At 59.7% G+C, this 15,412-nt stretch carries 11 protein-coding genes; 6 read left to right on the forward strand and 5 right to left on the reverse strand.

Features of this window, described 5'->3' with window-relative positions; translation table 11 throughout:
* Nucleotides 1–208 precede the first annotated feature (208 nt).
* The 3 genes from HU718_RS03755 (at nucleotide 209) to HU718_RS03765 (ending at nucleotide 6,949) form a co-directional block, all read left to right on the forward strand.
* Nucleotides 209–3,484: a transglutaminase family protein gene (locus tag HU718_RS03755; protein WP_186612901.1), complete on the forward strand. Its 3,276-nt coding sequence runs from the start codon at nucleotides 209–211 to the stop codon at nucleotides 3,482–3,484.
* An 88-nt stretch (nucleotides 3,485–3,572) separates the two neighbouring features.
* Complete coding sequence (locus tag HU718_RS03760; protein WP_186612899.1) at nucleotides 3,573–6,059, forward strand: circularly permuted type 2 ATP-grasp protein; 2,487 nt, start codon at nucleotides 3,573–3,575, stop codon at nucleotides 6,057–6,059.
* Nucleotides 6,059–6,949 carry a transglutaminase family protein gene (locus tag HU718_RS03765; protein WP_095121837.1) on the forward strand — a complete coding sequence of 297 codons (891 nt, stop codon included), beginning with the start codon at nucleotides 6,059–6,061 and terminating at the stop codon, nucleotides 6,947–6,949. Before HU718_RS03760 ends, HU718_RS03765 begins: the two co-directional genes overlap by 1 nt.
* 215 nt (nucleotides 6,950–7,164) lie before the next feature.
* Here the strand turns inward: HU718_RS03765 and HU718_RS03770 are convergent, their stop codons facing one another.
* Together HU718_RS03770 and HU718_RS03775 are read right to left on the reverse strand one after the other, a co-directional pair.
* Complete coding sequence (locus tag HU718_RS03770) at nucleotides 7,165–7,353, reverse strand: hypothetical protein (protein WP_095121840.1); 189 nt, start codon at nucleotides 7,351–7,353, stop codon at nucleotides 7,165–7,167.
* Nucleotides 7,354–7,421: 68 nt separating this feature from the next.
* The gene (locus HU718_RS03775; protein WP_150707170.1) at nucleotides 7,422–8,009 is read right to left on the reverse strand and encodes a cytokinin riboside 5'-monophosphate phosphoribohydrolase; all 588 of its coding nucleotides are present in this window, start codon (nucleotides 8,007–8,009) and stop codon (nucleotides 7,422–7,424) included.
* 340 nt (nucleotides 8,010–8,349) lie between these two features.
* Here HU718_RS03775 and azu point away from each other — a divergent pair, with 340 nt between their 5' ends.
* Nucleotides 8,350–8,796 carry an azurin gene (azu, locus tag HU718_RS03780; protein ID WP_095121844.1) on the forward strand — a complete coding sequence of 149 codons (447 nt, stop codon included), beginning with the start codon at nucleotides 8,350–8,352 and terminating at the stop codon, nucleotides 8,794–8,796.
* 194 nt (nucleotides 8,797–8,990) lie between these two features.
* Nucleotides 8,991–10,454 carry a hypothetical protein gene (locus tag HU718_RS03785; RefSeq protein ID WP_217868263.1) on the forward strand — a complete coding sequence of 488 codons (1,464 nt, stop codon included), beginning with the start codon at nucleotides 8,991–8,993 and terminating at the stop codon, nucleotides 10,452–10,454.
* Nucleotides 10,455–10,565: 111 nt separating this feature from the next.
* Here the strand turns inward: HU718_RS03785 and nadE are convergent, their stop codons facing one another.
* From nadE to HU718_RS03800, 3 genes are all read right to left on the reverse strand, one after another.
* Entirely contained in the window at nucleotides 10,566–11,393 is an 828-nt protein-coding gene (gene nadE / locus HU718_RS03790; RefSeq protein WP_095121848.1) for an NAD(+) synthase, read from the reverse strand.
* A gap of 4 nt (nucleotides 11,394–11,397) precedes the next feature.
* Nucleotides 11,398–12,621, reverse strand: a complete 1,224-nt coding sequence (pncB, locus tag HU718_RS03795) for a nicotinate phosphoribosyltransferase (protein ID WP_095121850.1) — start codon at nucleotides 12,619–12,621, stop codon at nucleotides 11,398–11,400.
* 213 nt (nucleotides 12,622–12,834) lie between these two features.
* Entirely contained in the window at nucleotides 12,835–13,737 is a 903-nt protein-coding gene (locus HU718_RS03800; RefSeq protein ID WP_150728861.1) for a LysR family transcriptional regulator, read from the reverse strand.
* A 163-nt stretch (nucleotides 13,738–13,900) separates the two neighbouring features.
* On the opposite strand from HU718_RS03800, the gene amaB reads away from it, so the two are divergent.
* Nucleotides 13,901–15,391 carry an L-piperidine-6-carboxylate dehydrogenase gene (amaB, locus tag HU718_RS03805; RefSeq protein ID WP_186612895.1) on the forward strand — a complete coding sequence of 497 codons (1,491 nt, stop codon included), beginning with the start codon at nucleotides 13,901–13,903 and terminating at the stop codon, nucleotides 15,389–15,391.
* Nucleotides 15,392–15,412 lie beyond the last annotated feature (21 nt).

Below are 15,412 nucleotides of genomic sequence, written 5' to 3' on the forward strand. Positions count from 1 at the left end.
CACCCCGATCAGTCCCCTCTCCCTCTGGGAGAGGGCTAGGGTGAGGGGCTCTTCGCAACATTTACGTGCAATGAGCCCAAACCATTTCCCCGCATCGCCCGATTTTGGTGCTGTACTGCCCTAAGCATTCCGGGAAAGCGCCCAAGCCCTCTGCATGGCATAAGTCTTGCGCGCTTTCGAATACGCTTAGGCTCGCAGGAGGCACGCCGTGTCGATTCATGTCGCATTGCATCACGTCACGCATTACCGCTACGACCGCGCTGTCGAACTCGGCCCGCAGATCGTGCGCCTGCGCCCGGCTGCCCACAGCCGCACGCGGATTTTGTCGTATGCACTGAAAATCTCGCCCGAGCAGCATTTCATCAATTGGCAGCAAGACCCGCAGGGCAACTACCTCGCGCGCCTGGTGTTCCCCGAGAAAACCAATGAACTGCGCATCGAAGTCGATCTGCTCGCCGAAATGGCCGTGTTCAATCCGTTCGACTTCTTCCTCGAACCCTACGCCGAGAAAATCCCCTTCGCCTACGCCGCCGATGAGCGCAAGGAGCTGGCGCCGTACCTCGAAACCCTGCCGCTGACGCCGAAATTCAAAGCCTATCTGGACGCCATCGACCGCACACCGCTGCCGGCGGTGGACTTCCTCGTGGCGCTCAACCAGCGCTTGAGCGAAGACATCGGCTATCTGATTCGCATGGAACCGGGCGTGCAAACCCCGGAGCACACCCTTGAGCATGCCTCCGGTTCCTGCCGCGACTCGGCGTGGCTACTGGTGCAGTTGCTGCGTAACCTCGGGTTGGCGGCGCGATTTGTCTCCGGTTATCTGATTCAACTGACGGCCGACGTGAAAAGTCTCGACGGCCCATCCGGCACTGAAGTGGATTTCACCGACCTGCACGCCTGGTGCGAGGTGTATTTGCCGGGCGCGGGCTGGATCGGCCTCGATGCGACTTCCGGGCTGTTCGCCGGCGAAGGGCATATCCCGTTGGCCTGCAGTCCCGATCCGTCCTCGGCGGCACCGATCAGTGGCCTGGTCGAGCCGTGCGAATGTGTGTTCAGCCATGAGATGTCGGTGGAGCGGATCTGGGAGGCGCCGCGCGTCACCAAGCCCTACACCGATGAACAGTGGCTGGCGATTCAGGCGCTGGGGCGGCAGATCGATGCCGACCTGCTGGCGGATGACGTGCGCCTGACCATGGGCGGCGAGCCGACCTTCGTGTCCATCGATGACCCGGATGGCGCCGAGTGGAACACCGCCGCATTGGGCGCGGACAAGCGCCGGCTCTCCGCCGAACTGTTCCAGCGCATGCGCAAGCATTACGCGCCGAAAGGCCTGGTGCATTTTGGTCAGGGCAAGTGGTATCCCGGCGAGCAACTGCCGCGTTGGTCGCTCAATTGCTACTGGCGCCGTGATGGTGTGCCGATCTGGCACAACGACGCGCTGATTGCCGACGAACAACAGGATTACGGCGCCGACGGTGAACTGGCCGGGCGCTTTCTGGCCAGTGTCGCCGAGCGCCTGAAATTGCCTACGCGCTTTGTGTTCCCGGCCTACGAAGACAATTTCTACTACCTCTGGCGCGAGGGCACGTTGCCGAGCAATGTCAGCGCCGAAGATTCACGTCTTGAGGAACCTCTTGAGCGTGCACGTCTGCGCAAGGTCTTCAGTCAGGGCCTGAACAAGGTAATCGGCCAGGTGTTGCCGCTGGCGCGCACGGCCAAGGGTGATCAATGGCAGAGCGGGCGCTGGTACCTGCGTGACGAGCATTGCCGACTGGTGCCGGGGGATTCGCCGTTGGGCTATCGCCTGCCGTTGGGGTCGCAGCCGTGGGTGAAGGCCGCGGAGTATCCGTTTATTCATCCACAGGACCCGAATCAGGATTTCCCCGAGTTGCCGCAAACTGCGCTGCTCAATAGTCCAGGCGAACCGGCAGCGGCTGACGAACGCGCGCCGAAGATCGACGAATCTGCCGACTGGCTGACCCGCACCGCATTCTGCGCCGAGGCGCGGGAGGGGCGGTTGTACCTGTTCATGCCGCCGCTGGAGCGGGTTGAGGATTATCTGGAATTGGTGGCCGCCATCGAAGCGACCGCCGAAGAATTGCATTGCCCGGTGCTGCTGGAAGGCTACGAGCCACCGAGCGATCCGCGTCTGAGCAATTTCCGCATTACCCCGGATCCGGGCGTGATCGAGGTCAACGTGCAACCCTCGGCCACGTGGGACGAATTGGTCGAGCGCACCGAGTTTCTGTATGAAGAGGCGCGCCAGACCCGCCTGACCACCGAAAAATTCATGATCGACGGCCGTCACACTGGCACCGGCGGCGGCAACCATTTCGTTCTCGGTGGGGGGGCGCCGGCGGATTCGCCGTTCCTGCGTCGCCCCGATCTGCTGCGCAGCCTGATCAGTTACTGGCATAACCATCCGTCATTGTCGTATCTGTTCTCTGGACTGTTCATCGGCCCGACGTCTCAGGCGCCGCGTGTCGATGAGGCGCGCAATGACGCGCTGTACGAACTGGAAATTGCCTTCGCGCAGATGCCCGAACCGGGCGAGGAATGTGCCCCGTGGCTGGTCGATCGACTGCTGCGCAATTTGCTGATCGACGTCACCGGCAACACGCACCGTGCCGAGTTCTGCATCGACAAACTCTATTCGCCGGACGGCGCCACCGGGCGTCTTGGCTTGCTGGAACTGCGCGCCTTTGAAATGCCGCCCCACGCGCGCATGAGTCTGGCGCAACAGTTGTTGCTGCGGGCACTGGTCGCACGGTTCTGGCGCGAACCTTATGCGCCGCCGAAACTGGCGCGCTGGGGCACCGAACTGCACGATCGTTTCCTGCTGCCGCACTTTATCGAGCAGGATTTTGCCGACGTCATTGTCGAACTGAACAACGCCGGTTATCCGCTGCGCGCGGAATGGTTTGCCGCGCACCTGGAGTTTCGTTTTCCCAAGGTCGGCGATTACGCCGTTAACGGCATCGAACTGGAACTGCGGCAGGCGCTGGAGCCGTGGCACGTGTTGGGCGAGGAGGGCGCGGCGGGCGGCACGGTCCGTTACGTCGACTCATCGCTGGAGCGCCTGCAGGTCAAGCTCAAAGGCTTGCCGCCGCAGCGTTATCTGCTGACGTGTAACGGCATCGCGGTGCCGTTACACCCGACCGGACGCGTGGGCGAGTTCGTCGCGGGTGTGCGTTACCGAGCGTGGCAACCGGCCAACTGTTTGCAACCGACAATACCCGTGCACGCACCGCTGGTGTTCGACCTCCTCGACACCTGGATGGGGCGTTCCCTGGGCGGTTGTCAGTACCACGTTGCCCATCCGGGCGGGCGCAATTACGAGACGTTGCCGGTCAACGCCAACGAAGCGGAGAGCCGGCGGATGGCGCGATTCTTCCGCATCGGACACACGCCGGGGAAACTTCCTATACCGAATGTAGAAATCAGTGACGAGCTACCGATGACAATCGATTTACGACGTTTCTAAGGCCTACGCGACACGCGGATTTTTCGTATATCCGCGCGTCATGTGCCTGCGTTAGTCTGACCGTTCCTTGCTGTCTGCCGAGCTTTCCATGCCTGACCTGCTAGACCGCTACCCGCTTACGGCGGGCACTTATCACGAACTGCTCGACGGCAGTGGCGCGGTGCGCCCGCACTGGCGGCGGCTGTTCGATCAGTTGCAACGCAGCACCCCGGCGCAACTGATGCAGCGGCAGGCATTGCTGGCGCGGCAGATTCAGGAAAACGGTGTCACGTATAACGTCTATGCCGATCCCAAAGGCGCGGATCGGCCGTGGGAGCTGGATCTGCTGCCGCATGTGATTGCTGCGGATGAATGGCAGCAACTGTCGGCAGGTATCGCCCAGCGTGCGCGACTGCTCAATGCTGTGCTGGCTGATTTGTATGGGCCGCAACGGCTGATCAGCGAAGGCCTGTTGCCGGCAGAGCTGGTTTTCGGTCACAACAATTTTCTCTGGCCGTGTCAGCATGTCGCGCCGCCGGAAGCGTCGTTTCTGCACCTGTATGCCGTCGATCTGGCGCGCACACCGGACGGGCGCTGGTGGGTCACTGCCGATCGCACCCAAGCCCCGTCGGGCGCCGGTTATGCCTTGGAAAACCGCACAATCGTGTCGCGCGCGTTTCCCGAGTTGTACCGGGATCTGAAGGTGCAGCATCTGGCCGGCTTCTTCCGTACGTTGCAGGAGACCCTCGCGCGACAGGCGCCGTGTGACGATGACGCGCCGCTGGTGGTGCTGCTCACACCGGGGCGCTTCAATGAAAGTTATTTTGAACATCTGTATCTGGCTCGCCAGCTCGGTTATCCGCTGGTCGAGGGCGGTGATCTGACGGTGCGCGATGCCACGGTCTACCTGAAAACCCTCAGTGGTCTGCGTCGGGTGCACGCGGTCATGCGCAGGCTCGATGATGATTTTTGCGACCCGCTGGAACTGCGTACTGACTCGGCACTCGGCGTTCCCGGGTTGCTTGAGGCGGTACGCCAAGGGCGAGTCCTGGTCGCCAATGCGCTGGGTAGCGGCGTGCTGGAGTCCCCGGGATTGCTGGGCTTTCTGCCGAAGATCAACCAATACCTGTTTGGCGAAGAACTGATTTTGCCGTCGATCGCGACGTGGTGGTGCGGTGAGGCGCCGGTGTTGGCTCAAGCCCTGGAAAAACTGCCCGAACTGCTGATCAAACCGGCATTTCCTTCGCAGAGCTTCGCGCCGGTATTTGGCCGTGATCTGAGTGAAAAACAGCGTCAGGCGCTTGCCGAACGCATGCAGGCGCGTCCTTATGCCTATGTGGCGCAAGAATTGGCTCAGCTGTCCCAGGCGCCGATCTGGCAGGCGGAAAACGCTCAACTGCAACCACGGGCGATCGGTATGCGCATGTACGCCGTGGCCGGTGCTGACGATTATCGCGTGCTTCCGGGTGGTCTGACCCGGGTGGCGGCCGAGGCCGATGCCGAAGTGGTGTCGATGCAGCGTGGTGGAGCGAGCAAAGACACTTGGGTACTGGGTGATCGCCCTCCCAGCGGTGAGCAATGGAAGAGTCAGCGCAACGTTGGGGTCCATGATCTGGTGCGGCGCGATCCGTACCTGCCGTCACGGGTGGTGGAAAACCTGTTCTGGTTCGGCCGTTACTGCGAGCGCTGTGATGACAGTGCGCGGTTGCTGCGCATCATGCTCGCGCGTTATGTCGACGGCGACGACCCGCAAGCGTTGCAGGCCGCTGTCGATCTCGGCGAGCGACTGACGCTGCTGCCGGACGAGGGTGAACTGCCGGAGCGTCTGCTGGCGGCACTGCTGGGTGAGGATTGGTCGTTCAGTCTGCGTTCCAACCTGCAGCGTTTGCAGTGGGCGGCCTCACAAGTGCGTGGCAAACTTTCTCGGGAAAACTGGCAGGCGCTGGTGGAGCTGCAACGCGAAGCGACGGAGCTGGACACCGATGAGCCGGATTTCGGCGAGTTGCTGGATTTTCTCAACCGGCTGGTGATGTCGCTGGCGGCGCTGTCCGGGTTTGCCCTGGACGACATGACCCGCGACGAAGGCTGGCGCTTTCTGATGATCGGCCGGCGTATCGAGCGTCTGCAATTTCTCAGCAGCAGTCTGGCGGCGTTTCTGCGTGGCGCTGGGGCGTTCGATCAGGCGGGCCTGGAGTGGTTGCTGGAACTGGGCAACAGCAGCATCACCTATCGCTCACGTTATCTGGCGGTGGCGCAATTGATTCCGGTGCTCGACCTGTTGCTGCTCGATGAGCAGAACCCGCACGCGGTGTTGTTCCAGTTGAAACTGGTGACCCGCACCTTGAAACGTTTGAACGACGATTTCGCTGCGCCAAGGGAGGCCGGACTGCCGCAATTGGTCGAGCGTCTGGCGCGCTTCGATCTGGGATGTCTGGAGAATCCATTATTCGGTGAGTCCAGTGTACGAGCCGCTCTGAATGGTCTGGCGGATCTGCTGCAAGAGATTGCCGAGGCCAGCGGGCAGGTGTCGGGTCGTCTGGCCCTGCGCCATTTCGCCCATGTCGATGATGTCAGCCAGCGCACGGTGTCCGTCTGATGAATGCTCGCTACCAGATCCTCCACGACACCTGTTACCACTACGACAGCCCGGTGTCGCTGGCGCAGCAACTGGCGCACTTGTGGCCGCGTGAATGCGCCTGGCAGCGCTGCACTGAACAGCAGCTGCTGATCAGCCCGGACCCGACAGCACGCCGCGATGAGCTCGACGTGTTTGGCAATCCGCTGACCCGGCTGGCCTTCGAGCGTCCTCACGATGAATTGCAGGTCAATGCCCGGCTCACCGTTGAGGTGCTGGCGCGGCCGGCTCTGGATTTCAATCAGTCGCCGGCCTGGGAATTGACCCGCGATGCACTCACCTACAGCAGCCAGCCGTTGTCCGCTGAGTTGCTCGAAGCCTGTCGCTACCGGTTCCAGTCACCGTACGTGCATTTGAAAAGCCGCTTCGTCGAGTTCTCTCAGAGTTGTTTTGCGCCGGGCAGGCCGTTGCTGTTGGGCGTGCGGGACTTGATGCAGAAGATCTTCAGCGAATTCACTTTTGATGCCGAGGCGACCCAAGTGGCGACCCCGCTGGTGGAAGTGCTGGAGCGGCGGCGCGGGGTCTGTCAGGACTTCGCGCACTTGATGCTGGCGTGCGTGCGCTCGCGAGGGCTGGCAGCGCGCTACATCAGTGGTTATTTGCTGACGCAGCCACCACCGGGGCAGCCGCGCTTGATCGGCGCCGATGCTTCGCATGCCTGGGTGTCGGTGTTTTGTCCGGTACTGGGCTGGGTGGATTTTGATCCGACCAATAATGTGCAGCCAGCGCTCGAGCACATCACGTTGGCGTGGGGGCGGGATTTCTCTGATGTGTCGCCGTTGCGCGGGGTGATTCTGGGCGGCGGCAATCATGATCCGGAAGTGCGCGTCACCGTAATGCCTCTGGATTAACGATGATCAAAAAATGTGGGAGCGAGCCTGCTCGCGAAAGCGTCAGGTCAGTCAGTTCATATGTGGCTAAATGCACCGCCTTCGCGAGCAGGCTCGCTCCCACATGGGAATTTGGGTGTGCTTGGGAAGGGGGAGGGCTGTGAGGGCCAGCAGTGAAACCGCCAGCCCCGTCACAAATCCGCAGGGTCTGATTCGATCATCAAACCCGGTGGGGTTCAGGCGTCGGGCGCCTGATCTTTCGGTGTTTCGGTTGCATCAACATCATCTTCCGTTGCCACTTCACCCTCAGGGTTCAGTGCTGCTTCTTCAGCGGTTTGTTTCTTGCGCTGAAGCTTTTCCTCTTTCTTCTGTTCCTTTGCCAGGTCTCGTTGACGTTTGGCGAAGGAGTAATTGGGTTTGGCCATGGGCGATCCTCTTGGGTCGAAGGTGAGGTTGAGCGGCGCATATTCTGCCCTGTATCGGTGTCCGGGGGTTAACCGGGTTTTTGCTCGACCCATTTTGGCGTGACGGTCGGCTTCCAGCTATCCAGAGCATCGAGCAGTGCTTGCGGCGATTCGCTCACTTGCAGCATGTCACGGTGTGGCGCGCGAACGAAGCCTTCGCCGACGATATGGTCGAGAAATGCAGTGAGCTTGCTGTAGAAACCGTTCACTTCCAGCAGGCCCAGCGGCTTGCCGTGGTAGCCGAGCTGGCCCCAGGTCCAGACTTCGAACAGCTCTTCCAGCGTACCCAGACCACCGGGCAGAGCAATGAACGCGTCGCTTAGCTCAGCCATCCGCGCCTTGCGCGCATGCATGCCGTCGACCACTTCCAGACGGGTCAGGCTTTTGTGGCCGATTTCCTTGTCCATCAGGCTTTGCGGGATGATCCCGATCACTTCGCCGCCGGCCGCCAGTGCCGCATCGGCAACGATGCCCATCAAACCCACGGCGCCGCCGCCATAGACCAGAGTCAGCTTACGTTCGGCCAACGCCTGGCCAAGAGCGACTGCGGCTGCGGTGTAAGCCGGAACAGTGCCGGCGTTGGCACCGCAAAATACACAAACGGATTTCAGAGACATGCCTTCCTCCTGGGTCAATCCGACACAGGGTAATGGCTGGCACGCCTTGATCCAAGGGCTAAACTTCGCGTTCCGGCGATTCAAAGGTGCCGCTGGCACCACAGGCGTAGGCGGCGAGCAAACTGCACAACAGACCGTTAAAGAACATGACAGACACTCCGTCTCAGTAGATGCGCCGATCATAGGGCCGACCGGGGAATCTGGCCGTTAGATTGTCTCGATGAGTGTCATAGCCTGAAAGTTGTATACAATTTTTGACTCAAGTCATAGGAACTTGCGAAGATTTCAGGCAGTCTTTCCACCATTCGTGTTTTTGTTAACCCTGCCTTGGAGATTCACCATGTTTTCCAAAGTTGTTGCGGTATCCCTGCTGGCGCTGGCCAGCAGCCAATTGATGGCTGCCGAGTGCAAAACCACCGTTGACTCCACCGATCAGATGTCCTTCAACACCAAGGAAATCGTGATCGACAAGAGCTGCAAGACCTTCACCGTCGAGCTGACCCACTCCGGCAACCTGCCGAAGAACGTCATGGGCCATAACCTGGTGATCAGCAAAGAAGCTGACATGCAGCCAATCGCCACCGCTGGCCTGGCCGCCGGTATCGACAAGAACTACCTGCCGGAAGGTGATGCGCGCGTTATCGCTCACACCAAGATCATCGGCGCCAAGGAAACCGACTCGGTGACTTTCGATGTGTCGAAGCTGGATGCCGCTGAAAAATACGGCTTCTTCTGCTCGTTCCCGGGCCACATCTCGATGATGAAAGGCACAATCGTCCTGAAGTAACACTGGGTTCAGGTGTCGCAAGAAACGCCGCTGCGCGATGGTCGCCAGCGGCGTTTTTGCGTCTGGCATGGATTTTATTTGAGCTACCTTTCATCCGAAAAGCGCTGTCACCTGTAATTTCTGACAGTAGACCGCTCCTCGAAGTCGGGATTACATGGGTCTTCATTCCAGACGATTGCAAAGAGGATTCACCCATGGACGACAAGCGCAAGAACTCAACCTTGGCCGACCTGAAAATCACTAAAGTGTTTTCAGGTGGGGAGGAGATTGCCAGCGGCGGGAGGACTTTCTCCTCAAGGGCCAACTTCACCGTTACCGGGCCTGCGGACTCTCGTCTTGAGCTCCTTATCGATGATGGGTCGAAATACTATGGCCAGACAAACGTGGCAGGCGACGGATTTTTCCTGATAGATAATCTGCCTGAAGGAAAACATGAATATGTGCTGTCCCATGGGGAGGACGAAACCGATCCATTTGTAATGATCTCGGTAGTAACAGAGCCCTTTATTGAAATGCTGGAAGACTCCAGCGGCGAAGAGGTAGAAAACGGAGGCCAGACTGAAGACACGGATCTGAAGATCAAGGGTTTGGCGAAGACAGGCCAGATAAGGATCTTCAACGGTGCTGCCACTGCGCCGATTGCGACGTTTACGGTGAAACCAGACCGCAGCTGGGATGGCAGTCTCACGCTTGTAACGGGGCAGGTCTATGCGCTGAAAGCCAAGGCGGATGATAGAACCGAATCCGACATCTATACCGTTACCATCGGGGAAGTGTCCGAAGGCGAGGTAAAGATTACTTCGCTGAAGGATTCGGAAGAGGGCGAGATCGAAGACGGTGGGACTACCGCAGACACCACACTGACGATCGCCGGCTCGGCGAAGGACGGCGAGGTCAAGTTGCTGGATGGAGATAACCCGACTCCGATTGAAACGTTTACGGCAGCGGATGGCACTTGGGATGGCGAAATCGAGCTCACGGCGGGTAAAACCTATGTGCTGAAAGCCGAGGACGTAGACGGCGAAAAATCCGAGACCCGCACGGTGACTGTCAGCGATGAACCCGAAGGCGAGGTAAAGATTACTGGTCTGACTGGCATTTCTGGAGAAGTGCGCAACGAAACGGCTACGCCGGACACTAAATTAACGATTGCCGGGACCGCCAGCTCAAGTACGGTAGAGGTGTTTGCTAAAGATAATTTAGTGCCGATCAAGACCTTTGACGTGACCGATGGCGAATGGAACGGCGAGTTGGATTTTCCAACCGACACAAGATATTCGCTGACAGCCAAGGCTCCACAGGGCAACCCGACGGCCGCCATAGACTTCTATGTCGGGTCACCGAAACAACCTGCTATCGGCCGGATTGCAGAAGTCGGCGAAGGCGGCAATGATCTGAAAGATGGCGACGAGACTGTGTTTACGACGCTTGCGTTCAGTGGCCAGGCGGCAGGACATTTCCGATTAATACTTCGCAATGGTGAAGAGGATTTGGCCCCGACTTCAGTGGCCTTCGATAATGCCTGGCAAGAGACACTCCCGGACTTGAAGCCCGGAACATACGTATTCAACGCAAAAACACCGTCGGATAGCCAATCTGAATCAATCACTATCACGATCGTGGACCCTGAAGCCCCTGAACAACGCCTGAAGCAATGACTGCAAGTCTCCACGTACCGGCGCTGTAGCTGTCCGCAGGCTGCGATCTTTCGATTTCCATACTCGAAACCGGGATCGCCGCCTGCGAGAGTTTTTGCCTCTCGCAGCAGCTCAAGGCGCGAACGGCATTACCCGCTTGTGATGAGTCTTGTTGTACGTATCGACAATGATCTTGAACGCGTCTTCCCGCACGGGCTCGCCATGCAGGAATGCGTCGATTTCGGCATAGGTCACGCCATGCGAAGCCTCGTCCGGTTTGCCCGGCGACAGATCTTCCAGGTCTGCCGTCGGCACTTTCTCGACCAGCGACTCCGGCGCGCCAAAGCTGCGCGCAATCGCCCGAACCTGATTTTTTACCAGACCGCTGAGCGGTGCCAGATCACAAGCGCCGTCACCGAACTTGGTGAAGAAACCCATTACCGCTTCCGCCGCGTGATCGGTGCCGATCACCAGACCGTGCGCCGCGCCGGCGATGGTGTATTGGGCGACCATGCGCATCCGCGCCTTGGTATTGCCGAGCACAAAGTCCACCGACACCGCGTGCTTGCCTTCAAACGCCGCGACTTCACTGGCCAGCGATTTCACCGCCGGGCCGATGTTGACGGTGTGGCGCTCGTCTGGAGCGATGAAATCCACCGAAGCCTGAGCGTCGTGTTCATCGAACTGGGTTTCGTACGGCAGGCGCACGGCGATGAATTTGTAGCTGTTGTCGCCGGTCTGGTCGCGCAGCTCACGCATCGCGCGCTGGGCCAGCAGGCCGGCGGTCAGCGAATCGACACCGCCGCTGATGCCCAGCACCAGCGTCTTGAGCCCGGAATTGACCAGACAATCCTGAATAAAGGCAATGCGCCGGGCGACTTCGGCCTGCAGGGCCTGGTAGTCGGCGAACGGCGGTTGCACCTTGAGCTGTTCAGCAATCTCACGCTGTACGGCTTGCATGAATTCACTCCTTGCTAGATAGACTGGAATCGGCAGGAACCTGGAACACGTGTCGCAAATAGGCGACAAAATTCGGGTCTTTGCAGTGGGACTTGCCTGGCTCGTCGGAGATCTTCGCCACCGGTTGGCCGTTGCAGGCGGTCATTTTAAGCACGATGCTCATCGGTTCGACACCTGCAATGTCACAGGTGAGGTTGGTGCCGATGCCAAAGCTGACGTTGATCCGACCGTGCAGCGCGCGGAAAATCTCCAGCGATTTGGGCAGGGTCAGGCTGTCGGAAAACACCAGGGTCTTGCTCATCGGGTCGATGCCGAGCCTGTGATAGTGGGCGATGCATTTTTCGCCCCACACCACAGGATCGCCGGAGTCGTGGCGCAGTCCGTCGAAAAGCTTGGCGAAAAACAGGTCGAAGTCGCCGAGGAACGCATCGGTGGTGATGCAATCGGTGAGCGCGATCCCCAGCAGGCCACGGTATTCGCGAACCCAGCAATCCAGCGCGGCGATCTGGCTGTCGATCAATCGCGGGCCGAGTTGCTGGTGGGCCATGATCCACTCGTGGGCCATGGTGCCCAGCGGTTTCATGTCCAGTTCACGCGACAGATGCACGTTGCTGGTGCCGACGAAGCGTCCGGGGAAGTCGTGCTTGAGCACATTCACCACTTCAGCCTGCACGCCGTACGAAAAGCGCCGACGGGTGCCGAAATCGGCGACCTGCAGTTGCGACAATTCGTCGGCCGAGGCATTGGCGGTCAGCCAGTCGAACTTGCGATAGAGCTGTTCGCGCGCCTGTTCCAGCACGGTTTCACGGTAGCGATAGCGGTTACGCACTTCGCTGACGATCGCCAGCAACGGCACTTCGTAGAGAATCACATGCAGCCACGGCCCGCGCAGACGGATGAACAGCTCGCCGTTCTCGATGCCGGTGTGCACATAGCGCAGGTTGAAGCGGAACAGCCCGAGGAAACGCAGGAAGTCCGGTTTCAGGAAGCTGATGCGCTCAAGAAAACTCAGTTGGTCGGCGCTCAGGCTCAGTTCGGCCAGCCGCTCGATCTGAAAACGGATCTCGGCCAGATACGGGCGCAGATCCTCGCTGTTACGGCAACGGAACTCCCATTCGACTTCGACGTTGGGGTAGTTGTGCAGCACCGCCTGCATCATCGTCAGTTTGTAGAAGTCGGTGTCGAGCAGGTTCTGCACGATGCGATCGGCAAACACGCTCTCGCTCATAACGGGGTCTCCAGGTGCGCCGCGCCTGTGCGCGGTCTCAATCAATGGCGCTAGTGGCGCATATCAGGGACGAAGATTGCCAGCAATTTTTTAGATCACCGCAGAACCCTTGTGGGAGCGAGCCTGCTCGCGAAGGCGTCATTTCAGTCGAAATGGGTATTGAATGTGCCGGACTCTTCGCGAGCAGGCTCGCTCCCACATAATTCAATCGGTTCAGTCATTCGGGCTGTCGATCTGCTCCAGCATCCACTTCACAAAATCCCGTACCTTCGGCACTTCCGCCGCATGCTCCGGGTACGCCAGGTAATACGCGTCGGAACTGGGCATTGCATGCTGCCAGGGAATGACCAGTTTGCCGTCGGCCAATTCCTCTTCCACCAGAAATCGCGGCAACAACGCCACGCCACAGCCAACCTGCGCGGCACGGATGCACATATAAAAGGTTTCGAAACGCGGCCCGTGGTAACTGTGTTCGGTTTGGTAACCCTGACTGTCGAACCAGTCGTGCCATGCTTGCGGGCGCGAGGCATTTTGCAGCAGCACCAGATCGGTGAGTTGCGTCGGATCAGTGAACGGCTTGTCCGGCAGGCTGCCCGGCGCGCAGACCGGCACCAGTTCTTCGCCGAACAGTTTCAGGCATTCAGTGCCGGGCCGTGAGCCCTGACCAAAATAGAACGCCAGGTCGCTGCGCCCTTGCAGCAGATCATCCGCTTCCTGCTCATTGCACAGATCCAGATGGATCGACGGATGGCGCAGACGCCAGCCTTTCAGGCGCGGCACCAGCCAGCGCGCGCCGAAGGTTGATGGCGTAGAGACGCGCAGGACTTCAGTCTCACCGCCGTAGGAGCGCAGGTAATGCGTCGACATTTCCACTTGGGTGAGGATTTTTCTTACTTCAACCAAGTACAAATCCCCAGCCGGGGTCATCTGCAAGCGCCGCCGCACCCGGCGGAACAACAAGTGCTGCAACAACTCTTCAAGCTGCGCGACCTGTTTGCTCACCGCGCTCTGGGTCAGGTTCAGTTCCTCGGCGGCGCGGGTGAAGCTCAAGTGCCGGGTCACGGCCTCAAAACACTGCAGGGCGGTGATCGAGGGCAAGTGGCGTTTGTTCAGCATGGCCGATCCTTTTCTTGTCTTTCTGTGCGCAGCATGAATAAACGGAATGATATCTCGCGTAAAGGTCGTTTGTTGCCTTGCCATTGTGACGCTACAACTAAAGGCCTGCCCGGTCGCGAAACAGTGGCCGCACACATTCAGTTTTTTGCTTGAGGAGTGACCCATGGTTGCCGCATTGCTTGATCGTCTAGGGGTGAACCCGGCCCTTTATCAGAACGGCAAAGTGCCGGTGCATTCGCCGATCGACGGCAGCCACATTGCCGCCGTGAACTGGGAAGGCCCGGCTGAAGTCGAGCAGCACATCAGTCGCGCAGATCATGCGTTCGAGCAATGGCGCAAGGTGCCGGCCCCGCGTCGCGGCGAACTGGTGCGTCAATTCGGTGAAGTGCTGCGCGAATACAAGGCTGATCTTGGCGAGCTGGTTTCCTGGGAGGCCGGCAAGATCACCCAGGAAGGTCTGGGTGAAGTGCAGGAGATGATCGACATCTGTGATTTCGCCGTCGGCCTGTCCCGCCAGTTGTACGGTTTGACCATCGCCTCCGAGCGCCCGGGCCACCATATGCGTGAAACCTGGCACCCACTGGGCGTGGTCGGGGTGATCAGCGCGTTCAACTTCCCGGTCGCAGTGTGGGCGTGGAACACCACGCTGGCGCTGGTCTGCGGCAACCCGGTGGTGTGGAAACCGTCGGAGAAAACCCCGCTGACCGCACTGGCCTGCCAAGCGCTGTTTGATCGTGTAGTGAAGAACTTCACCGACGCCCCAGCGAATCTTTGCCAGGTGATTATTGGTGGTCGCGACGCTGGTGAAGCCTTGGTCGATGACCCGCGTGTTGCGTTGATCAGCGCCACTGGCAGCACACGCATGGGCCGCGAAGTGGCGCCGAAGGTTGCCGCTCGTTTTGCTCGCAGTATTCTGGAGTTGGGCGGCAACAACGCGATGATCCTCGGCCCAAGCGCCGATCTCGACATGGCCGTGCGTGCGATTCTGTTCAGCGCCGTCGGTACCGCCGGCCAGCGTTGCACCACCTTGCGTCGTTTGATCGCTCATGAATCGGTTAAGGAAGAAATCGTCACCCGCCTCAAAGCCGCGTACTCGAAAGTGCGCATCGGCAACCCGCTGGAAGGCAATCTGGTCGGTCCGCTGATCGACAAGCACAGCTTCGAAAACATGCAGGATGCGCTGGAACAGGCATTGAGCGAAGGCGGTCGGGTGTTTGGCGGCAAGCGTCAGCTCGAAGACCAATTCCCCAACGCCTATTACGTCTCGCCGGCCATCGTTGAAATGCCGGAGCAGAGCGACGTGGTCTGCAGCGAAACCTTCGCGCCGATTCTGTACGTGGTCGGTTACAACGATTTCCAGGAAGCGCTGCGCCTGAATAACGCGGTGCCACAAGGCCTGTCGTCGTGCATCTTCACCACGGACGTGCGCGAAGCCGAGCAGTTCATGTCGGCGGTCGGCAGTGATTGCGGCATCGCCAACGTCAACATCGGCCCGAGCGGTGCGGAAATTGGTGGCGCGTTTGGTGGCGAGAAAGAAACCGGTGGTGGTCGTGAGTCCGGCTCGGACGCCTGGCGCGCGTACATGCGCCGCCAGACCAACACCGTGAACTACTCGCTGGAGTTGCCGCTGGCGCAGGGCATCACATTCGATTAAGCAGCAGCGAGCTTCAAGCCC

The sequence above is a fragment of the Pseudomonas tensinigenes genome, assembly GCF_014268445.2.
In the GTDB taxonomy this organism is placed as follows: Bacteria; Pseudomonadota; Gammaproteobacteria; order Pseudomonadales; family Pseudomonadaceae; genus Aquipseudomonas; species Aquipseudomonas tensinigenes.